This window comes from Pseudoalteromonas sp. TAP-3C (genome assembly GCF_059888565.1).
Genome location: NZ_CM187618.1, coordinates 3152809 through 3175201, shown reverse-complemented (window position 1 = coordinate 3175201; position 22393 = coordinate 3152809). Strand labels below are relative to the sequence as shown.

The 22393-nt window shown below is 41.2% G+C and carries 18 protein-coding genes; 7 read left to right on the top strand and 11 right to left on the bottom strand.

The window, feature by feature from the left end; genetic code table 11:
* Positions 1–88: 88 nt before the first annotated feature.
* The 6 genes from AC6H44_RS14905 to fusA all read left to right on the top strand — a co-directional run bounded on the left by AC6H44_RS14905 (position 89) and on the right by fusA (position 7039).
* Positions 89–1390 carry a GntP family permease gene (locus AC6H44_RS14905; RefSeq protein ID WP_500736454.1) on the top strand — a complete coding sequence of 434 codons (1302 nt, stop codon included), beginning with the start codon at positions 89–91 and terminating at the stop codon, positions 1388–1390.
* 9 nt (positions 1391–1399) lie between these two features.
* Positions 1400–2581 (top strand): E22 family MetX-like putative esterase, encoded by a 1182-nt coding sequence (locus tag AC6H44_RS14900; protein WP_500736453.1) that lies wholly within the window; start codon positions 1400–1402, stop codon positions 2579–2581.
* Positions 2582–2585: 4 nt separating this feature from the next.
* Positions 2586–3347 carry a 3-hydroxybutyrate dehydrogenase gene (locus AC6H44_RS14895; RefSeq protein ID WP_500736451.1) on the top strand — a complete coding sequence of 254 codons (762 nt, stop codon included), beginning with the start codon at positions 2586–2588 and terminating at the stop codon, positions 3345–3347.
* Between the two features lie 8 nt (positions 3348–3355).
* Positions 3356–4063, top strand: coding sequence for a CoA transferase subunit A (locus tag AC6H44_RS14890; protein ID WP_500736450.1), 708 nt, complete (start codon positions 3356–3358; stop codon positions 4061–4063).
* 10 nt (positions 4064–4073) lie between these two features.
* The gene (locus AC6H44_RS14885) at positions 4074–4736 is read left to right on the top strand and encodes a CoA transferase subunit B (RefSeq protein ID WP_500736448.1); all 663 of its coding nucleotides are present in this window, start codon (positions 4074–4076) and stop codon (positions 4734–4736) included.
* A gap of 218 nt (positions 4737–4954) precedes the next feature.
* Positions 4955–7039, top strand: a complete 2085-nt coding sequence (gene fusA, locus AC6H44_RS14880; protein ID WP_500736447.1) for an elongation factor G — start codon at positions 4955–4957, stop codon at positions 7037–7039.
* A gap of 140 nt (positions 7040–7179) precedes the next feature.
* Here the strand turns inward: fusA and mdoH are convergent, their stop codons facing one another.
* The gene (gene mdoH, locus AC6H44_RS14875) at positions 7180–9144 is read right to left on the bottom strand and encodes a glucans biosynthesis glucosyltransferase MdoH (protein WP_500736446.1); all 1965 of its coding nucleotides are present in this window, start codon (positions 9142–9144) and stop codon (positions 7180–7182) included.
* Positions 9116–10669: a glucan biosynthesis protein G gene (locus AC6H44_RS14870; RefSeq protein ID WP_500738443.1), complete on the bottom strand. Its 1554-nt coding sequence runs from the start codon at positions 10667–10669 to the stop codon at positions 9116–9118. The genes mdoH and AC6H44_RS14870 overlap by 29 nt, the downstream gene beginning before the upstream one ends.
* Positions 10670–10838: 169 nt before the next feature.
* On the opposite strand from AC6H44_RS14870, the gene AC6H44_RS14865 reads away from it, so the two are divergent.
* On the top strand, positions 10839–12044 hold the full coding sequence (locus AC6H44_RS14865) for an IS4 family transposase (RefSeq protein ID WP_500735106.1): 1206 nt from the start codon (positions 10839–10841) through the stop codon (positions 12042–12044).
* Positions 12045–12353: 309 nt separating this feature from the next.
* Here AC6H44_RS14865 and AC6H44_RS14860 read toward each other — a convergent pair whose 3' ends face one another.
* From AC6H44_RS14860 to ubiB, 9 genes are all read right to left on the bottom strand, one after another.
* The gene (locus AC6H44_RS14860) at positions 12354–15017 is read right to left on the bottom strand and encodes an ExeM/NucH family extracellular endonuclease (protein ID WP_500736445.1); all 2664 of its coding nucleotides are present in this window, start codon (positions 15015–15017) and stop codon (positions 12354–12356) included.
* A 127-nt stretch (positions 15018–15144) separates the two neighbouring features.
* Positions 15145–16155 (bottom strand): porphobilinogen synthase, encoded by a 1011-nt coding sequence (hemB, locus tag AC6H44_RS14855; protein WP_500736444.1) that lies wholly within the window; start codon positions 16153–16155, stop codon positions 15145–15147.
* A 3-nt stretch (positions 16156–16158) separates the two neighbouring features.
* On the bottom strand, positions 16159–18027 hold the full coding sequence (locus AC6H44_RS14850; protein ID WP_500736443.1) for a sensor domain-containing diguanylate cyclase: 1869 nt from the start codon (positions 18025–18027) through the stop codon (positions 16159–16161).
* Entirely contained in the window at positions 18027–18812 is a 786-nt protein-coding gene (locus tag AC6H44_RS14845; RefSeq protein ID WP_500736442.1) for a TatD family hydrolase, read from the bottom strand. The genes AC6H44_RS14850 and AC6H44_RS14845 overlap by 1 nt, the downstream gene beginning before the upstream one ends.
* Positions 18812–19324, bottom strand: a complete 513-nt coding sequence (locus AC6H44_RS14840; RefSeq protein WP_500736440.1) for a hypothetical protein — start codon at positions 19322–19324, stop codon at positions 18812–18814. Before AC6H44_RS14840 ends, AC6H44_RS14845 begins: the two co-directional genes overlap by 1 nt.
* A 1-nt stretch (position 19325) precedes the next feature.
* Positions 19326–20066: a twin-arginine translocase subunit TatC gene (tatC, locus tag AC6H44_RS14835; protein WP_500736438.1), complete on the bottom strand. Its 741-nt coding sequence runs from the start codon at positions 20064–20066 to the stop codon at positions 19326–19328.
* A gap of 45 nt (positions 20067–20111) precedes the next feature.
* Complete coding sequence (gene tatB / locus AC6H44_RS14830; protein WP_500736436.1) at positions 20112–20444, bottom strand: Sec-independent protein translocase protein TatB; 333 nt, start codon at positions 20442–20444, stop codon at positions 20112–20114.
* Between the two features lie 5 nt (positions 20445–20449).
* A complete protein-coding gene (gene tatA, locus AC6H44_RS14825) occupies positions 20450–20710 on the bottom strand; it encodes a Sec-independent protein translocase subunit TatA (protein ID WP_500736435.1) in 261 nt (86 codons plus the stop codon).
* A gap of 77 nt (positions 20711–20787) precedes the next feature.
* The gene (gene ubiB, locus AC6H44_RS14820) at positions 20788–22389 is read right to left on the bottom strand and encodes a ubiquinone biosynthesis regulatory protein kinase UbiB (protein ID WP_500736434.1); all 1602 of its coding nucleotides are present in this window, start codon (positions 22387–22389) and stop codon (positions 20788–20790) included.
* Between the last annotated feature and the right edge of the window lie 4 nt (positions 22390–22393).

The window sequence follows — 22393 nt, the reverse complement described above, 5'->3', positions numbered from 1 at the left end:
TGTCTTTATTTGCGCCAAGTGATAAAACTAACAACAGTTACTGCGATGTCACCTCATCTGGGTAATAACAATAATTATAGGAATGTCTATGCTGAGCATGATAGGGCTGTTAGGCGGTTTAATACTGCTGATAATTTTAACTTTGCGTGGGGTCAATTTATTTATTGCTGCGCCAATCTGTGCGCTGTTGGTAGCATTAACAAGTGGAATGGCTATATTTCCAGTGACTGCCGACAGTAATTTTATTAACGCTTATATGGATGGCTTTGCTGGATTTTTAAGTGCATGGTTTTTTATGTTTTTACTGGGCTCCTTGTTTGGTAAATTTATGGAAGATACCGGCGCAGCAGATAGTGTTGCAAGCTACATTGTTGGTAAGTTAGGCATGAAGCACGCGGTGCTGGCTGTGGTTATTGCGTGTGCAGTACTAACTTATGGCGGGGTAAGCGTATTTATTGTGGCGTTTTCGGTTTACCCGATGGCGCTTAGTTTGTTCAAAGATGCCAATTTACCACGGCGCTTTATTCCTGCCACATTAGCGTTTGGTTCAGTCACTTTTACTATGACCTCAGCGGGGTCGCCTGAAATTCAAAATTGGATACCGATTAAGTACCTTGGCACCTCACCTTATGCTGCATGGGAAGTAAGCCTAGTGGTGGCAATATTTATGGCATTAGTCGGCTATTATTGGCTTAATAAAATGATTAAAAAAGCGGTTGCTAAAGGTGAGTGCTTTGATGCTAGAGACGACGATCCAATTGTTTTAGAACGCGCGCGTCCTCATCCAATTACTGGCGTTATTCCTTTGCTGGTGGTGCTACTTTTATCATTTATGTTGCATGATGTTTTGCAGCAAACTGCCTTGATTGTGGCGCTGCTTGGTGGTGTTTTAAGTATTGTGATCATCAATTATAAGTATTTCCATGATATGGCAAACGCTATCAATATGGGCACAACCGGCGCCTTAGTTGCGATAGGTAATACCGCCGCGGTGGTCGGTTTTGGTGCTGTAGCTAAAGTATCACCAGCGTTTATTGCTGCTGTCGATGCGATGACCCATATGCCAGGTAATGAGCTGGTGGGCGCTGCTGTTGCAGTGAGTGTAATCGCTGGGTTAACTGGATCAGCATCGGGCGGACAAGCGATTGCTTTGCCACTTGTCGCGCCAGGGTATTTAGATATGGGGGTAAATCCAGAGCAATTACATCGAGTAGTTGCTATTAGTTCTGGTGCACTAGATAGCCTGCCACACAACGGCTACGTGGTTACAACCATCCGGGCTATTTGTAAAGAAACACATCAACGGGCCTATTGGCCATTAGCCGCATTGACCGTGATAATTCCGTTAATTGGAGTCACACTCGCGCTGGGCTTATTTATCACTTTTTAAGGAATCGTAATGAAAAAAATATTAATAGTAGGATTGCTTTTTCTATTTAATAGTACCGCGTTTGGCGCTGATACAGCGACGCCACTACTAGTAGAAAAACAACATTTCAGCACTGAAAATTTCACAACGGTCTCGGGGACAACGTTGCCTCAAGTTGATATTGGCTGGGAAAGCTACGGCGAACTCAATGAAGCTAAAGATAATGTGATTTTAATTACGCATTATTTTTCAGGGACATCTCATGCAGCGGGTAAATATTCTGTCGACGATGCGGTAGCCGGTTACTGGGATGCGTTAATTGGCCCAGGAAAAGCCATAGATACTAACAAGTATTTTGTGATCAGCTCAGATACTTTAGTGAATGCAAATTGGCATGATCCACATGTTATTACCACAGGGCCTGCATCAATTAACCCTGCGACAGATAAACCTTATGGCCTAGATTTTCCAGTGGTCACTATTACCGATTTTGTTAATGTACAAAAGCGCTTACTCGAAAGTTTAGGTATTACTAAATTACATGCTGTAATGGGCGCATCAATGGGGTCATTTCAGGCATTGGAGTGGGCAACGCGCTATCCTGAACAGGTTGAACGACTTATTCATGTTATTGGTGCAGCAACCATGGACGCATGGACAGTGTCAGCCCTTGAAAAGTGGGCACTGCCAATTCGTTTAGATAAAAATTGGCAGCAAGGTAATTACTACGGCAAGGAGCGCCCATTAGATGGACTTGCCGCAACCATGCTTAATATTACTCAAGATGCCATGCATCCAATTATTTATAACGCCAGCTTCCCTGATTTTAACGTACTTGATGAAGGCGCGTTAAAAGACATTCGTACTCTTCCTAAGCTTAGTCAAATACTTGCCCAACGCGCAATGGCACGAGCAAAAACTCAAGATGCTAATCATGTATTGTATTTAGTCAGAGCATCTCAATTGTTTACAGCTGGTATGGAAAGTGATTTAAACACGGCGTTAAAGAAAGTGAGTGCTAAAACCTTATTACTACCTGCAACCAATGATTTGCTGCTACGTCCTGAGAATATGCGTACTGTATACGAGTCTATGAAGTCATTAGGAAAAGATGTTCAGGTTTCTGAAATTGAAGGTGGTTGGGGTCATTTGGATGGTATTTTTTCAATCTCGTCTAAGGCAAAGCTGATCAGTGAATTTTTAGAGGAGTAGCAGTATGAGTAAAAACGTATTAATCACTGGCGCAGCCAGTGGAATAGGACTTTATATTGCTGAGCAATTAGCGCTTGCAGGGCATACTATTATTGTCACCGATCTGAATGAGCAAGTCGCTCAAAAAGCAGCGCAAACAATAGTTGAACAGGGCGGTAATGCTCACGGTTACGCACTTAATGTGGCAGATAGCCAAGCGATTGAAAATTTTTTTAACACCTTTACGCAACCTGTGGATGTATTAATTAATAATGCAGGTATACAGCATGTAGCAAAATTGGAAGACTTTCCGGCAGATAAATGGCTACTTTTACAACAAGTGATGTTGGTTGGCCCCGCCATGATGAGCAAAGCGGTATTACCTCGCATGCGTGAACAAAAATTTGGTCGGATTATTAATATTGGTTCTATTCATGCCATGGTGGCTTCCAAATATAAGTCAGCCTACATTGCCGCAAAGCATGGCTTAATTGGCTTTGCTAAAACCATGGCGCTAGAAACAGGGGATGCCAATATCACCATTAACACCATTTGCCCTGCGTATGTAAAAACGCCTTTAGTGGAGCAGCAAATTGCAGCACAAGCGAAAGAGCATGGTATTTCAGAGCAACAAGTGATTAATACTATTATGTTGGCACCTATGCCAAAAAAAGCATTTATAGGGCTTGATGAAATACACCATACCGTGACATTTTTAATGGCAGATGCCGCACGTAATATTACTGCACAAGCGATCGCCATTGATGGTGGCTGGACAGCACAGTAGGAGGTTATATGGCAGGTTTTGATAAAGTAGTAACAAGCTACAGTGACGCTATGACAGGGCTTGAAGATGGCATGACTGTAATTGCTGGTGGTTTTGGCTTGTGTGGTATTCCTGAAGGCTTGATTGCACAAATTAAACGCCAAGGGACACGTAATTTGACTGTAGTGTCTAATAATTGTGGTGTTGATGGTTTTGGGCTTGGATTACTACTTGAAGATAAACAAATTAGTAAAATGGTCGCTTCTTACGTCGGTGAGAACGCACTTTTCGAGCAGCAACTACTTAATGGCGAGTTAGATGTTGAACTAACGCCACAAGGGACGCTAGCCGAAAAAATGCGTGCAGGCGGCGCCGGAATTCCAGCATTTTATACCGCAACGGGTGTAGGTACGCCTGTGGCTGAAGGTAAAGAAACCCGTTCAATCAAGGGGCGCGAATATTTATTAGAGCCCAGTATTACTGGTGACTTTGCCATTGTTAAAGCGTGGAAAGCGGATCGCTACGGTAATTGTATTTATCGTCATACAGCGATGAACTTTAATCCTATGGCAGCCACCGCTGGTAAAATTACGGTACTGGAGGTAGAAGAGATTGTAGAGCCCGGCGAGCTTGAACCAAGCCAGATTCATACGCCCGGTATTTATATCGATCGTGTTATTAAAGGTGAGTTTGAAAAGCGTATTGAAAAAGTCACTACTCGAGTGGCAACCTCATAAGGAGCGAATAATGGCATTAACACGGGAACAAATAGCAAAACGTGTGGCAATGGAATTACAAGATGGCTACTACGTTAATTTAGGAATTGGTATACCGACGTTGGTGGCTAACTTCGTACCTGAAGGTATTGAGGTGATGCTGCAATCGGAGAATGGCTTATTAGGGATGGGGCCTTATCCAAATGAGTTACAAGTCGATGCTGATATGATCAATGCCGGAAAAGAAACGGTCACTGCTGCAAAAGGGGCTGCCATTTTTAATTCGGCTGAAAGCTTTGCCATGATCCGTGGCGGGCATGTTGATTTAACAGTGCTCGGTGCGTTTGAGGTTGATCAAAACGGCAATATCGCCAGTTGGATGATTCCGAATAAGTTAGTCAAAGGTATGGGAGGGGCAATGGATTTAGTGGCCGGGGCAAAAAATATTATTTGCACTATGACCCATGCTAGTAAACATGGCGAATCAAAGCTATTGAGTGAATGCAGCCTACCGTTAACTGGCGTTGCGTGTATTAACAAAGTGATCACCGACTTGGCCTTATTGGAAATTAAAGATGGCGCATTTCATTTATTGGAATGCGCACCTGGGGTGACAATTGACGATATTAAGGCCAAAACAGCGGGAAAATTAATCATTAGCGATCAAGTTAAAACCATGTGTTTTAATGAGTAGTTTATTGTCAATACAAATGGACGAGGTTCTAGTGACTTGTGCAGTTTAAACAAGCTGTAAAGCGCTTGCTTTAAAGTGAGGCCCTTATCTCAAAATATCTTTAAAGCAAGTTTTTTATTAAATTGATTGCATTTTAAGCGACTTCTATGGTGATGTTCGCTTTAAGTGATGTTATACTCCCGCCGAATAATTTATCGACTTTATTAAGAGTAAAATTAATGGCAGATTTATCGAAGTACAGAAACATTGGTATTTTCGCGCACGTTGATGCGGGTAAAACCACGACTACTGAGCGTATCCTGAAGCTTACAGGTACTATCCATAAAACTGGTGAGGTTCATGATGGTGAATCGACTACCGATTTCATGGAACAAGAAGCTGAGCGCGGTATCACTATCCAGTCTGCGGCGGTAAGCTGTTTCTGGAAAGATCACCGTTTCAACGTTATCGATACTCCTGGACACGTTGACTTCACCGTTGAAGTTTACCGTTCACTTAAAGTATTAGATGGCGGTGTGGGTGTATTCTGTGGATCTGGTGGTGTTGAGCCACAATCAGAAACTAACTGGCGCTATGCAAATGAGTCAGGTGTTGCACGTATTATTTTCGTAAATAAATTAGACCGTATGGGTGCTGATTTTTTCCGTGTAACAGCGCAAGTACAAAAAGTACTTGGTGCTACTCCACTTATCATGACGTTACCAATCGGTATCGAAGATGAATTCTGTGGTGTTGTTGATGTTTTAACTAAAAAAGCATACATCTGGGACGAAACGGGTCTTCCAGAAAACTACACTATCGAAGATGTTCCAGCAGACATGGTAGAGAAAACTGACGAATACCATGAAAAGCTTATCGAAACTGCTGTAGAGCAAGACGATGACCTAATGGAAGCGTACATGGAAGGTGAAATGCCTTCTTTAGAAGATATCAAGCGTTGTATCCGTAAAGGTACTCGTGACCTTGCGTTCTTCCCAACATTCTGTGGTTCAGCGTTCAAAAACAAAGGTATGCAACTTGTACTTGACGCAGTTGTTGATTACTTACCAGCACCTACAGAAGTTGATCCTCAGCCTCTTATGGATGAAGAAGGTAACGAAAACGGCGAGCATGCAATCGTATCTGCTGACGAACCTTTCAAGGCGTTAGCGTTTAAGATCATGGATGACCGTTTTGGTGCATTAACATTCGTACGTATCTACTCTGGTAAGCTTAACAAGGGTGACACTATCCTTAACTCGTTTACGGGTAAAACTGAGCGTGTTGGCCGTATGGTCGAGATGCAAGCAGATGAACGTAAAGAGCTTACTTCAGCGCAAGCGGGCGATATCATCGCAATCGTTGGTATGAAGAACGTGCAAACTGGTCACACTCTGTGTGATCCTAAGCACCCAGTAACACTTGAGCCAATGGTATTCCCAACGCCAGTAATTTCGATTGCTGTACAGCCTAAAGATAAAGGCGGTAATGAAAAAATGGGCGTTGCTATCGGTAAAATGGTTGCAGAAGATCCATCTTTCCAAGTTGAAACTGATGAAGATTCAGGCGAAACTATTCTTAAAGGAATGGGTGAGCTTCACTTAGATATCAAAGTTGATATCCTTAAGCGTACTTACGGCGTAGACCTTATTGTTGGTCAACCACAAGTTGCTTACCGTGAAACTATCACTCGTGAAGTTGAAGATAGCTATACGCACAAGAAGCAGTCTGGTGGTTCTGGTCAGTTCGGTAAGATTGATTACCGCATCAAGCCTGGTGAAGTTGCTTCAGGTTTCACGTTTAAATCATCAGTTGTTGGTGGTAACGTACCTAAAGAATTCTGGCCTGCAGTTGAGAAAGGCTTTAAGTCAATGATGAACGAAGGTGTTCTAGCTGGCTTCCCAGTACTTGACGTTGAAGTTGAACTTTTCGACGGTGGTTTCCACGCCGTGGATTCATCTGCAATTGCATTTGAAATCGCAGCTAAAGGCGCTTTCCGTCAGTCTATCCCTAAAGCGGGTGCACAACTTCTTGAGCCAATCATGAAAGTTGACGTGTTCACACCAGAAGATCACGTAGGTGACGTAATTGGTGACCTTAACCGTCGTCGTGGTATGCTTAGCGACCAAGAAGCAGGTTTAACTGGCGTTCGCATTAAAGCAGACGTACCGTTATCAGAAATGTTCGGTTACATTGGTTCACTACGTACAATGACATCAGGTCGTGGTCAGTTCTCTATGGAGTTCTCACACTACGCACCATGTCCACAAAACGTAGCTGACACTGTAATCGCTGCAGAAAAAGAGAAAAAAGCAGCTAAGTAATTAGCACTTTAACGCTTTAAAAAAACCCGCACTTGCTGCGGGTTTTTTATTACCTGAGGGTTATCAAGCTTAAGAGTGAAAAAGCGCAGCCATAAAAAAGGAGCAACTAAATGTTGCTCCTTTTGTTACTTATTATGATATTAATTTAGCTTATTAACTGTTTTTATGATGAGTGCTTTGAACTTTTTACGATGTGATTCACTACTAAAGCTCTGAATAGGCATAGTCACTTTATGCTCTTGAGGTAATTGCGGTATCACTTTTGAATAAAGCCCTTCAGCTGGAACCGTTATCTCTTTGAGATGAGTTTTAAGTGCGACTAATGTTGTATTGTTATCTACTTCACTTGGGCAAAGAAAAATCCCCCACTGCCTGAGCTTAACGCCTAGCTTGATACTACTTGAGTAACGCACAATCGGTGCGCCGAGTATCAGTCCAACTAAAATAGGAGACAACCACCAAAAAAAGACTGGTGTAAAGTAATAAGCAACGCTGCCCCATGCAATGGCAACAAGCGAAGAAAACAACGTATAAGCAAACGCTTCTTTCCATGGCACCATTCTGCCTTCACGCGGTTGAGCATCCCATTTTACTTTTTTACCTAAAAATACGCAGACGACAAAATACGCATGAAATACCATCATCAATGGTGCCACAATAATGGCAAAAACGGTTTCAATAATAGATCCTAAAATAAGCTTTAATGCACCACCAAAGCGTTGCTTTCTATGCACTAGGGTAACGATTACACCCATGAGTTTAGGCAATAATAAAATAATGATAGTTAGGTAAAGTAATGAGTCAATGAGTTCTGTTTTAGCTATTTGCCACGTTGGGAATAGCTGATACGCACGATTAAAATAAACATCGCTATTTAATGCCCGTGTTACTGCATCTACTGTGCTTAGCGCCAGCATAGATAACCAAATGAGGGAGGAGATATAGGCAGTTGCACCCAGTAAAAAGTGCAGTTTGCTCATTAGCTTTAGTCTTGCTGATGACAGCAAACCTAGGTGTTGAATATTACCCTGAACCCAGCGTCTGTCGCGTACAGCATAATCTAATATATTACTGGGAACCTCTTCGTAACTGCCTTCAATATCAGCGAGTAATAATACGTCCCAATTAGCGCTATGTAATAGAGACGCTTCCACAAAATCATGGCTTAAAATTTCTCCACCAAAGGGCGCTTTTCCCTTAAGTGTTGGCAAACCACAGCAGTCAATAAACGCACTAACACGAATAATGGCATTATGCCCCCAGTAATTGGCTTTATCGGTCTGCCAAAAAGCAGAGCCGGTAGCTAACATTGGACTATAAAGAATCGAAGCAAACTGTAAAAAGCGTCCAAAAAAGGTATCTTGGCGCACAGGAATAGGGATAGTCTGAATTAACCCCGCTTGAGGATTATTCAGCATACTGGTAGTGAGCTCTAGCATGCATTGACCAGTCATTACGCTGTCGGCATCCAATACAATCATATGCTCGTATTGGCTACCCCAGCGTTCACAAAAGTCGGTTAAATTACCCACTTTACGATGCTTGTTATCTTCACGCCGACGATAAAATACCTGTTTTGCTGTATCACCAAGGCGCTCACATAAGGCATGCCATGCGCTTAATTCATTGTTCGCGATTTGTGAATCTTGAGTATCACTTAGTAAATAAAAATCAAAGTGCTTTAATTGCCCAGTCGCTTTTAACGATTGTAAGCTCACTTCAAAGCCTGCAATCACTCTGTGCGTATCTTCGTTATATATAGGCATAACCACAGCCGTTTTTTGCTGTGATAGTGCTTCATTGTTAATGGAGATCGGTTTTATTCTTCTAAGTGTGAGCGGATCTATACGAAATAGCTGAAGTATAAAACCAATACAGCCACTACAAAACGCGGTGACTATCCACGCAAAAGTAATAGAAAATAGTGCCAGCAATGCATACTCAAGCAAGGTCATGCCATTTGAGTTTAAAATTTCAAACATAATTGAAATGCCATAGCCGGAAAGACCAATAGCAGCAACAGCAAATAACCATACGCGAAGTGCTTTAAAAGGCATGGGTGTGCCAGTACTTTGTTTACTTAATGTCATTTGGATACCAAACATAGCTCCATACCTCGCTCACTGCTTTATTACGTAGCTTTAGCGATAAACGCATATCTACAGGATCACTATCTTGGGGGGCGACTTTAAAAGCAACACGCCAACCTAATGATTTTGGTAATTTTTGCACTGTAATATCGCGGGCTTCACCGGTGGTAAGCTGAAGGTCTGCGCTAAGTGCTAATTTTGCTGATAATTGATTGATATCAGGGCCGGTAAAGTCAACAGTAAACTGGCGATGGCTTTTTGGTGGTGGGTTATCTTCACCAGGTAGTGCGGCACTGCCGATGCGCGTTCTGGTTACTTTAGCCAAATTATTTTGGCTTAGATACTCATTATAAGTGGTCATCTTATAGCTAAATTTTAATGTTTCTCCTGCTTTGAACGGCTTTTCAGGAACCCAATAACTTACAATATTATCGTTTGTTTCAGTGTCTGTTGGAATTTCAACCAGCTCAACACGGCCATTGCCCCATTCACCTTGTGGCTCTATCCAAAGGCTAGGGCGGTCATAATAATGCGCTTCTATATCTAAGTAATTTTTAAAGTCGCGGTCGCGCTGGGCAAGGCCAAAACCTTTTGGATTTTCATATGAAAAAGAGGTTACACTGAGTTGGGATGGGTTATTAAGCGGACGCCATATCCAGCTACCTTCTTGAGATTGAGTTAATAAGCCGTCAGAATCATGTACTTCAGGGCGATAATCATCAAAAAACTTAGTACTATTTTCACCGTGATAAAACATACTCGTTAATGGTGCTATACCAAGCTTTTTAACATCTTTACGGGCAAATATTTGCATGTCGACTTTAACACGTGTTTGTGTGCTTGGGTCTACTTCAAACTTATATGCCCCGGCAACGGAGGGACTATCAAGTAAAGCAAAAATAGTAATATTGGTTTGCTCTGGTGTTGGTTTTACTAACCAAAATTCTTTGAATAAAGGAAACTCTTCACCAGATGTTTGCGCAGTATCAATCGCCAATCCCCGTGCTGATAAGCCATAAACTTGATTAGGTCCAACTAGGCGAAAATAAGAAGCGCCCTGAAACACCATGATCTCATCTTTATAGTCATCGTTATTTAGCGGGTAATGTAGCCTAAAACCAGCATGTCCTAGTTGTGTACCTTTAATACTTTTTGCTATTTCATCTTTTAGGTGTGCAGCTGTTCCATCATATTGATAAAACGCTGTGCTAAATGCTAGGTGACTGCGTTTTGCATCTTGATCAACAATATTGATTTTGACTGGCGTTTTATATAAAAAACCGGGGTGAAATAATTGTAGCTCATAAAGCCCTTCATCTTTCCATACCGATTGCTCTTGCTTGAAGCGGATTGAACGGTAGTCTTGATAATCAATATTATTAAGCGCTTCTAATTGTATCTCTTTAGGTGCAATGTAATCTTGCTCAGCAAGTTTTTTAGCGCGTGCACTTATCACATTAAATAAACTGCTTTGTGGTATTGCCGCTTCAAGCGAAGTTGCAGCAATGGCACCATTAGTCCCCAGAAGTGAAAAAACCATCAACATACTAAACAAAGGTTTTTTAACACCCCTTTTACAAGTAAATATAAGATGGATGCGCTCTTTCATTTTAAATCCTGACGAATCCCCACAAAATAAAAATTAATGGTAGACTCTCATGATTATTTGTGATCAAATTTTTTCACTATAAAAAAACTCACTCATAATCATGAAAGCCACCGAAATATTACACAAAGATATTGCCATTGCCTACCCTGAAATTCATAAAACACGTTTAAATACAGTCTTTACGTTTGTTAACTCAGGCTTGCGTGACCAGCGCGTTACTGTCACTTACCTAGGCCGCGGATTAAAATCATTTTCTAATACCGATAAAAAACATGATATTAAACGCGCAGACCGTTTGATTGGTAATGCTAACCTGCATCAAGAACGTCTTTGTTTCTATGAACATATGACCGAATGCTTAGTAGGCCAGCAACAACACCCACTTATTATCGTTGACTGGTCACCTATTAATGGCGGCGAAATATTTCAAGTGCTCAGGGCAAGCATACCAATGGGGGGAAGAGCGTTAACGCTCTATGAAAAAGTGTATCCTGAAAGCGAATTAAATACCGAAGCGGCTCATCAACACTTACTCGATAGCTTGGCACAGTGTTTACCTGCAGATTGTCAGCCTATTATTTTATCTGATGCTATTTTTAGAACGCCATGGTTTAAAGCCATAGAAGATAAAGGCTGGTATTGGCTTGGGCGCGTCAGAGGCAATGTGACCTTATCTAGCGACCTTGAGACATGGCGAAATTGTAAATCATGGTTTGAGCAAGCAACAGATAAACCACACCTTCTGACACAGATTTACTACGGAAAAACAGTTCGTTTCGCGTGCCAAGGTGTTTTGTTTAGAGGGAAAAACAAGGGACGTAAAAAAATCAAAAAACGGGGTGGGCAATCTCAATGTACAACGGTTAAATACCAACAACAAAAGGCCAAAGAGCCTTGGCTACTTGTGTTTAATTTACCTACACAATTTACAGATAAGCCTCAACGGATTGTGACTTTATATAAACAACGTATGCAAATAGAAGAAAGTTTCAGAGACACTAAGAATGCAAAACTTGGCATTAGTTTAGCCTTTGCAAATTCAAGAAGCGCAGAAAGGTTTGATAATTTATTGCTCATAGCGGCGTTAATGTTGTTTGTCTTATGGTGCATAGGGTACACCGTGTCGGCACAACAAGGGGATGCGGCATTACAAGCGAATACAGAGAAAAAACGACGAGTATTGTCCTATATTTATCTTGGCAAAGAAGTGGTTGATGATCCTAGGTATGAGCCTGATGGGCAGTTCATTATTTATGTGTATAGCCAGTTGTCACTTCTGACTATACAAATTGATAATTTAGGCTAAATTCGTGGGGATCTCTCAGTTTTAAATCCTTAATAAAAAATATGTTTACGGCTAAGATTAACGTCTGTCTCAGTTGCAATGATGTATTTTGACTTTTTGAAGAGTAAGCTGTGTTAACGTTACTTTAAATCAGGTATCGACAATATCAATTCTTGTATAGATCATAAGTACCGCTTGCTGAAGCTTGTCTGAATTACATTTGTATATAAAATAAAAAAGCCGCAGATGCGGCTTTTGGGTTGTTACCAGTATGTAGCAGATTGCGGCATTGAGCTTTTAATCTGCTAGTGAGATTTAATTATTAACTAGTTAATCAACATACTTGGTTGCTTTATAAGTGAGCTTTACATTACCAAAAGGGATAGCGCCGTTTACACGTACTCGCCATTTTCCTTCGTTAGGATTAGTAAATGAACAGCTTTCACTATTACCGAAGCTTATTGAAGCACAGTCTTTTTTGAAAATAGTCGGGTTTCTTTTATGGCGCACAAACAAGTTTGCATCACCCCAACCGCCATCAAGGCTAACCGTTAGCTCGTCATAACCTTGAGGGATTTCAAAGCTGTAGCTTTTCCACCAAAACCACCCGCCAATATTATTAATTTCACCAATAATAACTTCAGGTTCTGGTTCCGGCTCTGGGGCGACTACGGTAGAGCGAATATCAACAATAACAGGGTCGTGATCTGACGCTCTGTATGGACCTTGTGCATACAAGCTTGATTGTTGAGCATCAGTCTTAAACTCAAGGTTATAATCAAGCGAGATAGGTTCATCAGCATTTATGTGCCAATCGGTTGCACTGACTACTTTTGCTAATAAGCTTGGACTGGCTAGGGCGTGATCTAAACTACCCGCTCGGCCAGAAAAACTATAAGAGTAACCTAAGGTGTTGCCATCAAGCTCAGCAACCGCATTTTTAAAGCCTTTATCAGCTAATGCACGGATAGGATCTTCCATTGCATACGCATTCATGTCGCCAATTAAAATGATATCTTCATCATCAACACCGGTGGGTTTACCATTTAGCCAATCAGCAAATGCATTTGCGCCAGCTGTTCGAATTTCGTTCCAACATGCTTGGCCGTCGTTTTGGTCTGCATTACCACCCGTTGCACTACCACAACCACCTTTAGATTTTAGGTGAGCAACGGCAACAGTAAATACCTCTTCTGTTTCTAAGGATTTAAAGCTTTGCGCAATGGGTGCACGATTGCTGTAGTCAAAAGGCGCGTCAGTTGTAATCGCCGCCGTGCCCACTTGCTGCACTTTATCAGCACGATAAATAAGTGCGGTAGTGATGGCATCAGTGCCAATTTTATCAACACCAAAATCTACGAATGCATATTGATTTTGCGTATCGGCGTCATTCAGTGCTTTGACTAAGCTTGCAACGGCACTAAATTCGCCAAAGCCGTCATTTTCAATCTCCATTAAACCAATTACATCGGCTTGCATAGCACTGATAGCGCTGACTAATTTTGCTTGTTGGCGAGTAAACTCAACGTCGCTATCAGCACCTCGACTGGTTGGAAATCCACCGCCTTGGCCATCACCATTAAAGTAATTAAGGACATTAAAGCTGGCAACACGTAAATCAGCTTCTGGAGCAAGCTCAGGCGCATCTTTGCGTGGATTTGAGGCAATAAATTGCGGTATCACTGTAGGATGAATGCGATAAGTACTAAAGCTGTAACCTAATACACCCGTAACTGTGTTTACAGTATCACCCGTGCGTAATGTGTTTTCAGCCGTCAAGCCTGGTACTGGATAGGCAATGGGATCTCTGTTTTGCTTGGTAGAGCCATCGTCAAGTAAGATTTTTTTCTTCACGTTCTCAGCTTCAACTGCGTTTGCCGCTTCACCAGGTAAAGCTATTTGAGTGCCTTGGTACAAACGCTCAGTAGCAAGCTCTAATTCACCGTAGCGACCTAATCCAAAGTTGTTAGTCACAATTAAAGGCTGATTTAAATTGATAAGCATACCTTCGTAGGCTTCTAAATCATTAATATTTTCCACTGGCAATGATATCAGTGTTGGCGTGGTCGATACGCCAGTACCGCACACCGCGATTTGACTAACATCACCAATTTGTGTGGCATCAAAGTATTCTGCAACACTTCCTTTAACGCGCACATGATCGCCAACAGTTACATTGGTTGTAGCATAATAGACGAATACACCTTCTGAAGTGAGTGGGTTATTATCAATATCAGCCGCTAAAGAAGTAACAAAAAACCCTTTTAACTGGTCATCTTCTTGCAGGTCTGCAGTCACAACCCCTTCAAACTCAACCACGGTATTAACGAGTGGACTGGCATTGCCGTCACCTTGAATGTCGTTAATAAGTGTTCTTTGTGTGCCACATTCAAGTGGCGTGCCTGGTTCAGGCTCAGGTGCTGGGTCGGTACTGTCTGCGTGAAAGCCTAAACCACTAAAATCATCTTTTTGAAATTGTAACCATTGCTCACTTGGATTAAATTCAGCGGTGGCATCTGTTCGTCCATTGGTTATAGTGAGTTTGCGGCGTAATGTTTTATCTTTTGTTGCGACACCGTCAAGTGACCACTGCCCGCCGTCTGGACGAAATCCAACTTGTCCAAAGCTATCTATTACCAGGGTGTTTTGGGTTAGTACGAGGGTGTCATCGCCATTAAAATTAGTAACCGCACTGGTTATATTGGCTTTTTCTTTTAGTTCAGCGTTTGCATTTGCATTAACAATGACATAAGTAGCATTAGCACCAAGTTGACCCGATAAACTAATCGTATTATTGGCATTGTCACTGCCATTTGAATACAAACTTAGGCTATAACCATCAAGCGAAATTTCATTTGTTGACGTGTTATACAATTCTATTGCTTTATTATTACTACTGCCTTCAACATATTCAGAGATAATTAAATCAGCATAAGCTGGCGTACTAAGACTCGCAAATATAAGTGCTAAAGGTGTTATTTTTGTTTTTAACATTATTATTTTTCCCGTGTTTTTGTTTCCCTAATGGGACGCTTAGTGTAAGGAAAAATAATGACAAATAGAATACAAAATGTTAACAATATAAGAGTTTAAGTATAAAAAAGGGCTGTAAAGCCCTTTTTTATACTTTATTTAAATACCGAGCAGCTTGCTTTGCAAAGTAAGTCAGAATGCCATCTGCCCCCGCCCGCTTAAATGCTAATAAAGATTCCATAATAGTGGCTTCTTCGCTCAGCCAGCCGTTATCAATAGCGGCTTTATGCATCGCATATTCACCACTTACCTGATAAGCAAAGGTAGGCACACCAAATTCGTCTTTCACACGGCGTACTATATCAAGGTACGGCATACCCGGCTTAACCATTACCATGTCGGCGCCCTCTTGCAGATCAAGGGCGACTTCACGAATCGCTTCATCAGAGTTAGCCGGGTCCATTTGGTAGGTTTTTTTATCCGTACCTTTTAAGTTTCCCGCTGAACCGACTGCATCTCTAAATGGACCGTAGTAGCTTGATGCATATTTGGCTGAGTAAGCCATAATACGCGTGTGAATAAAGCCATCGGCTTCAAGGGCTTCGCGAATTGCGCCAATACGGCCATCCATCATGTCTGATGGGGCAACAACATCAGCCCCAGCTGCGGCATGAGATAAGGCTTGTTTAACTAATATCTCAGTGGTTACGTCGTTTATTACATAGCCATTATCGTCAATAATGCCGTCTTGTCCGTGAGTAGTAAATGGGTCAAGTGCCACATCAGTGATCACCCCAAGCTCTGGAAAAGTGTCTTTTAATGCACGGACTGTTCTTTGCGCTAAGCCGTCATCGTTATAAGCTTCTTCGGCGAATAATGATTTTTTATCTGCAGGCGTAACAGGGAAAATAGCGATTGCAGGCACGCCTAAATCGACTAATTCTTTAGCTTCTTCAAGCAATAAATCAATGGATAAACGCTCAATGCCTGGCATAGAATCAATGCTTTCACGGCGGTTTTTACCTTCAAGCACAAAAACAGGGTAAATTAGATCATTAACACTTAGCTGGTTTTCAGCCATAAGGCGGCGAGAAAAATCATTGCGGCGCATTCTACGCATGCGAGTATACGGGAAAAGGTCTAGACCAGATTGGGCCATAAGTTATACGCTCCTACTATGAGTTGAAAAGTTAACCACTTGATTGCGGCCATGTTGTTTTGCTAAATAAAGCGCCTTGTCGGCACACTCAGTAAATATTTCTGGATGGTTTATATCATCAGCAATTTGAGTATAAACACCTGCACTAATAGTAAAGTCGATGGTATTTCCTGCAACGTTAATGGTTTCATGTTCAATGGCTTGACGAACTTGCTCTGCAATAGCAATTGCACCATCATTGCTGGTGCTGGGTAGTAAGATCACAAATTCCTCTCCACCATAACGTGCTACTTCGTCAAGCGGGCGATTTAGTTGTTTTTTCATTATCTCAGAGACAATTTTAATGACTTGATCGCCTACCAAGTGCCCAAAAGTATCATTGATTGGTTTAAATTTATCGATATCGAGCATAATAATACTTAGTGGTGTTTGCTCACGACGTGAGCGACGTACTTCCATGATTAATTTTTTATCGAAAAAGCGTCTGTTTTTTATTCCTGTTAAAGCATCTTCTATGTTCAATTGTTCGAGCTCACGGTTTTTATCTTCTAGCTCTCTAAGCGTGACCTGTAATTCAAACGTGCGTTCCTCGACTTGGCTTTCAAGCTCTTCACGGGTAATTTCTTGCAGCTTAAGTCGCTCATTTAACAACGCATCTTGTGCTGCATTTTTTGCAATCAATGCTTGCTGTGTTGTGACTTGCTCATCGCGTTGTAATATAAATAGTTTTATTACGGTGTAGCTTAAACAAAAAGAGCAACCTAAGCATGCTGCAAAAGTGATTATTAAACTAACCCTAGTGACTGTGTATAAACCAGTTAGTATCATTGCAAAATGTATAACTACAATTAGAAAGAATACGAGGGCGAACAATAGCCCTTTATTGGGGGGGGTAGGTTGCTGACGAAGATAAATTAGCGTTGTTATTATATGATAACTAAGAATAACGGGTACACTTAAAATGGTAAATAAAGTCATATTTGCAGTAGGTAGTAACCATATAAGTGCAATTATTAGCGTATATAGCGCAGTAATAGCGGTTTGCCCTGTTAACCATTTAGATGTGATGGGTTTGCACACTTGACGCTGTAAAGGTAGAAAAAATAGCGTAATTAAAGTAAGTGAAATAGGCAGCATTAATTGGTGTAAAGCTGCTAAATTAGGCGGTGTATAACGAAAGCCAACTCCCCCTAAATAAGCTAAAAATAGGCTGAGCATGGCAGTGATAACACCCGCAGAGGCAAAATAACGTTTACGTGTAAAAGCAAATAAAATCAGACTACTTACCGCCAGTGAAAAAATAAATCCTATGAGTAATCCATAGAGTAAATTCATCATACTTTTATGGGCAAGTAGCGCATCTTGCTGCCACAACGTTAAAGGCACACGAAGTCCAATACCCGCGCTATTATTTACCTTAATAAATACTGTGGTTTCGCTATTTGCGGGAAGTGTCAGCGTGACCAATAACGATTCGCTTTTTATCGCTCTTTTTGATAATGCTAATGTATTGCCCATATCAGTGGTTGTGAGTAATGTTTCACCCATAAAGTGAGCAAGAGACACATCATTTAATAGCGGATTGTTTAATAACAAAACGGGCGTTAATAATTGATTAAGATGATTTTTAATCTTAAATTGAATCCATAAAGGGCGAGACTCAAAGCCTAAGCTAAGTGGCCTATTAGTGAGTTTATGCCAGTTTTGTAAGTTGCTTTGTCGTGCATTTTCTAATGAAGTTGGGGTAAACGAATAATAAATTGAGGTTATTTCTTTTGAGCTAAATTCACTATTTATCTCGATTGCATTTGCAGGCAAGTAGGATGTAAAAAACATCACGAGTGTAGCCATCAAAGTGCCAAGCGTTCGCATTACTTTGTCTCTAAGCTAAATAAACGATTAAAGTTTTCAGTGCTGTGTTTTGCCAGTTGATTTGCTGCAATACCGTAAAGCTGAGCAAGCGTGTCACAAATATAATGCAGCAGTGCTGGCTCATTGCGCCTTGATTTTGGCTTAGGTTTAACCGTACGCGGAATCAAAAATGGGGCATCAGTTTCTATTAATAAACGTTCAATAGGAATGCTTGGGATTAATTTTTGTAGCGCTTTACCGCGTCGTTCGTCACATACCCAGCCGGTAATACCAATATAAAGCCCTAGGTTTAAATAACTAACAAGCGCCTTTTCATCACCGGTAAAACAATGCAGTACACCACGCACTTTAAATTCTTGTAAAATAGTGAGCATATCGTCACTAGCATCACGTTCATGTAAATAAACAGGCAGGTCTAGTTTTTCAGCAATAGCGAGCTGGCGACGCAAAACAGCACGTTGTACATCTCTAGGAGAAAAGTCGCGATTGTAATCTAGGCCGCATTCACCAATGGCAATTACTTGCTCATTTTGGGCTAGGGTAGTGAGTTGTTGCTCAAGCTCAGAGGTTGCTGTTTTAGCATCATGAGGGTGAATACCGGCGGTAGTATATTGATTATAGCGTGTAGCAAGTGCTAATGACTCCTCACTTTTGCTAATATCGCAGCCAATAAAAAGCATGCGACTAACGCCCGCCTCTTTTGCTCTTGTGAGTACATCTTGATGCTGACCATCAAACTGATGATTAGTTAAATTTACGCCAGCATCAATTAACTCGTACTGCATTACTGAGTACGTTTTACACGAATGGAGCGGTTTTGATCAGATTTTTTAAGCAAAAACGAGTTAAATACACCGCGACTAATAATGACGGTATCACCTTCATCTAATCTTAAGCTATCTGAACCAATTTGGCGCCATTGCTGATTATTTTCTAACGTAATAATCAGCTCGCCATAGGGTGCTTTTTCCAGTGATGAAATGGTTGAGCTAATCGATTCATCACTATTTTCAGTAATATTTTTATGCTCTAAGCCAAATTCTTGTTTTTTGGCGGCCACCGGTGCTGTTACAACGTTAGATTCATTTTTTTTGCTTGCTTGTACGGGTGGGTTGCTGCTGTGGTCACCTGTTGGTTGAGCTAACGACTTCCCCGCAATGGTGTTGTCGTAACATAGCAAACGGTTAAAATCGTTTTCAATAAAACTACAGGCTTGTAAAGCTTGCTCATTAATAGGTGTGACGGCAAGCACCGGTGCGCTTAATAATGCCAGTAAAGACAATAACGACTTGTTCATATTATTCCTCAGATTCTTGTTGTGGTTTTGCGGTATAAAATTTCGCTAAAATTAAACCAAGCTCAAATAAAAGCAGCATGGGTAATGCTAATAAAGTTTGTGAAAGTACATCAGGTGGTGTTAAAAACATCGCTACGACAAACACACCAACCACAATGTAGGGGCGTTTCTCTTTAAGGCTTTGCGTGGTCGTTGCACCACTCCAACAGAGCAACATAATTGCAACTGGAATTTCAAATGCGATACCAAACGCAAAAAATAGTTTTAATACAAAACCTAAGTAACTCGTTATATCTGGTGCTAGGGTCATCATTTGTGGCCCTACACTAGTGAAAAACCCTAAAATAATCGGCAGCACCACAAAATAACAAAAAGCGATACCACTATAAAATAAGATGATGCTGGACGCCAATATCGGCATTAACATTTTTTTTTCATGTTGATATAAACCAGGGGCAATAAACCCCCAGATTTGATGTAAAATCCAAGGTATCGCCGCAAATAAAGCCACAAACAGCGTTAATTTAAACGGTGCGAAAAAGGGCGCGGTGACATCGGTTGCAATCATAGTGGCCGTACTAGGTAAATGAGCCACCAAGGGAGCCGCTACAAAGGTATAAATATCGTTCGCAAAATAAACGAGGCCAATAAAAATCACTAAAATACTTAATAATGATTTAATCAGTCGGTTGCGCAGCTCGATTAAATGCGCAATTAACCCTGATTTCACGTCCTCAGTCATTATTTTTTATACCATGAATTAAGTATAAATAAGAGAATGTTAAGTTCACTTTGAGTCATCTGTTTGTTGATTATTAGTTGTTTGCGTGTGATCTTTTTTATAGCTGTGAGTAACTGATTGCGCAGCTTGTTGCAACTCAGAGACCGAGTTTTGTAAATCAGGACTAAGATTTTTGAGGCCTTGTTGTTCTGCTTTTTTCAGGTTTTCGTGTAGTTCGTGTACGCGCAATTCTTCACTCACCTCAGCTTTTACTGAGTTGGCCATAGCTTTTGCGGTTTTAATCCAGCGACTTACCGTTCTTATAGCAACAGGTAAACGCTCAGGACCTAGTACCACTAAGCCAACAATAAATACTACAACAAGTTCCCACATTCCCATGCTGGTTAAACCTTGTTGTTGTCTTTAGTTTTTTCAGTTGCACTTGAATCGACGGGGGTTGATTCTGCTGATTTTTGAATGTGTTCAGTTTTATTTTCGTCCGCTTGTTTTTCAGCATTTTTATCATCAGACATAGCTTTTTTAAAGCCTTTAACTGCGCCACCTAAATCACCGCCAATACCGCGAAGCTTTTTTGTACCAAATAAAAGTACAATGATCGCCAGTACAATTAATAATTGCCAAATACTAATACCACCAAACCCCATGGTTTTCTCCTGCTTTAAAGCTATAAAATATTAAGTTAACTCTGATTATACGCCCGCAGCGGCAAATAGCACTTAGTTTATGCGTGGCGCCAAGCCACGATAAAGCCAATCACAGCGCAGCTTAGGCCAATGCCTGCGGGCACTAAGTTGCTTTGTAAATAAAATAAGGCGGAAACTATCATTGCGGCACTACTAAAAAGCCCTAAAACCAATGGCTTATGTGAAGCTCCTGCTGTAGGCGTTTGAGTATGCTGTGTACGTTTTAAATTTTGATAAATTAAGTCGGGCAACTCAGGCATTTTTTCTGCCCAAAACGGTAAGTTTGCATACATTTGCTTTAGCACCGACAGCGGCCCCATTTGTTGTTTAACCCAGTCTTCTAAAAATGGTTTTGCTGTTTTCCACAGATCAAGTTGAGGATAGAGCTGACGGCCTAAGCCTTCAACATACAGCAAGGTTTTTTGTAATAGTACTAACTGCGGTTGTACTTGCATATTAAAGCGACGAGCCGTGTTAAATAAGTTAACCAGTACGTGACCAAAAGAAATTTCCGCCAGAGGCTTATTAAAAATAGGCTCACAGACGGTACGTATAGCAAATTCAAACTCTTCAATACTGGTATCGGCTGGCACCCACCCTGAATCAACGTGCAGCTGCGCTACTTGGCGATAGTCGCGATTAAAAAAAGCAATAAAGTTTTCTGCTAAGTAGCGTTTATCTTCTTTGTTAAGCGTGCCAACAATACCGCAGTCAATGCCTATGTATTTAGGATTATGTGGGTTTTCGCGAGACACAAAAATATTGCCCGGGTGCATGTCAGCATGAAAAAAACTATCTCGGAACACTTGGGTAAAAAATACTTCTACACCGCGCTCTGCCAATAATTTCATATTGGTATTTTGTGCCATTAGTGCGTCAGTATCTGACACTGGGATCCCGTAAATACGCTCCATAACCAACACATTGTTGCGGCTGTAATCGCTGTAAACCGTGGGGATATAAAGCGATTCTGAGCCTTCAAAATTACGCTTTAACTGAATACCGTTAGCGCCTTCACGCATTAAATCGAGTTCGTCGAGTAATGTTTTTTTGTATTCTTTAACCACCTCTACAGGGCGTAAGCGTTTGGCTTCATTAATTAATTTAGCAACGACCTTCGCTAATTTCTCCATTAACGCTAGGTCAGCATTAATTTGTTGCTCAATATTAGGACGAATAACTTTAATAACTACGTTTTGTGACTTACCTTGCGCGTCAATAAGCGTTGCAGTATGAACTTGAGCAATTGAGGCGGATGCCAGTGGTGTTTGTGAAAATTCACTAAATAGCTGGCTAATATCGTCTATTTCTAATGCTTTTTCTATGATTTGTTGTGCGAGTTCACCTTCAAATGGTTCTACCTGATCTTGTAAAAAGGCGAGCTCTAAAGCAATGTCATACGGTAATAAGTCGCGACGGGTTGATAGCATTTGGCCAAATTTAATCCACACTGGGCCAAGTTGTTGTAGTGCTAAACGAAGTCGTAAGCCAGGGGGTTTATCTTGGTGTTGATTGCGTAACCAAAACAGGCTGCCACGCACAACTTTAGCGAACCAAGGTACTTTGTGTTTAGGTATCAGCTCATCAAGTCCGTAACTAAGCAGGGTTTTAGTGATGTAATACAATCTGGCAGTTGACACAAAA

Coding starts and splice junctions, on each gene's coding strand:
- AC6H44_RS14905 (WP_500736454.1), top strand. CDS start 89: ATGCTGAGCATGATAGGGCTGTTAGGCGGTTTAATACTGCTGATAATT.
- AC6H44_RS14900 (WP_500736453.1), top strand. CDS start 1,400: ATGAAAAAAATATTAATAGTAGGATTGCTTTTTCTATTTAATAGTACC.
- AC6H44_RS14895 (WP_500736451.1), top strand. CDS start 2,586: ATGAGTAAAAACGTATTAATCACTGGCGCAGCCAGTGGAATAGGACTT.
- AC6H44_RS14890 (WP_500736450.1), top strand. CDS start 3,356: ATGGCAGGTTTTGATAAAGTAGTAACAAGCTACAGTGACGCTATGACA.
- AC6H44_RS14885 (WP_500736448.1), top strand. CDS start 4,074: ATGGCATTAACACGGGAACAAATAGCAAAACGTGTGGCAATGGAATTA.
- fusA (WP_500736447.1), top strand. CDS start 4,955: ATGGCAGATTTATCGAAGTACAGAAACATTGGTATTTTCGCGCACGTT.
- mdoH (WP_500736446.1), bottom strand. CDS start 9,144: ATGTTTGGTATCCAAATGACATTAAGTAAACAAAGTACTGGCACACCC.
- AC6H44_RS14870 (WP_500738443.1), bottom strand. CDS start 10,669: ATGGTTTTTTCACTTCTGGGGACTAATGGTGCCATTGCTGCAACTTCG.
- AC6H44_RS14865 (WP_500735106.1), top strand. CDS start 10,839: ATGAAAGCCACCGAAATATTACACAAAGATATTGCCATTGCCTACCCT.
- AC6H44_RS14860 (WP_500736445.1), bottom strand. CDS start 15,017: ATGTTAAAAACAAAAATAACACCTTTAGCACTTATATTTGCGAGTCTT.
- hemB (WP_500736444.1), bottom strand. CDS start 16,155: ATGGCCCAATCTGGTCTAGACCTTTTCCCGTATACTCGCATGCGTAGA.
- AC6H44_RS14850 (WP_500736443.1), bottom strand. CDS start 18,027: ATGCGAACGCTTGGCACTTTGATGGCTACACTCGTGATGTTTTTTACA.
- AC6H44_RS14845 (WP_500736442.1), bottom strand. CDS start 18,812: ATGCAGTACGAGTTAATTGATGCTGGCGTAAATTTAACTAATCATCAG.
- AC6H44_RS14840 (WP_500736440.1), bottom strand. CDS start 19,324: ATGAACAAGTCGTTATTGTCTTTACTGGCATTATTAAGCGCACCGGTG.
- tatC (WP_500736438.1), bottom strand. CDS start 20,066: ATGACTGAGGACGTGAAATCAGGGTTAATTGCGCATTTAATCGAGCTG.
- tatB (WP_500736436.1), bottom strand. CDS start 20,444: ATGGGAATGTGGGAACTTGTTGTAGTATTTATTGTTGGCTTAGTGGTA.
- tatA (WP_500736435.1), bottom strand. CDS start 20,710: ATGGGGTTTGGTGGTATTAGTATTTGGCAATTATTAATTGTACTGGCG.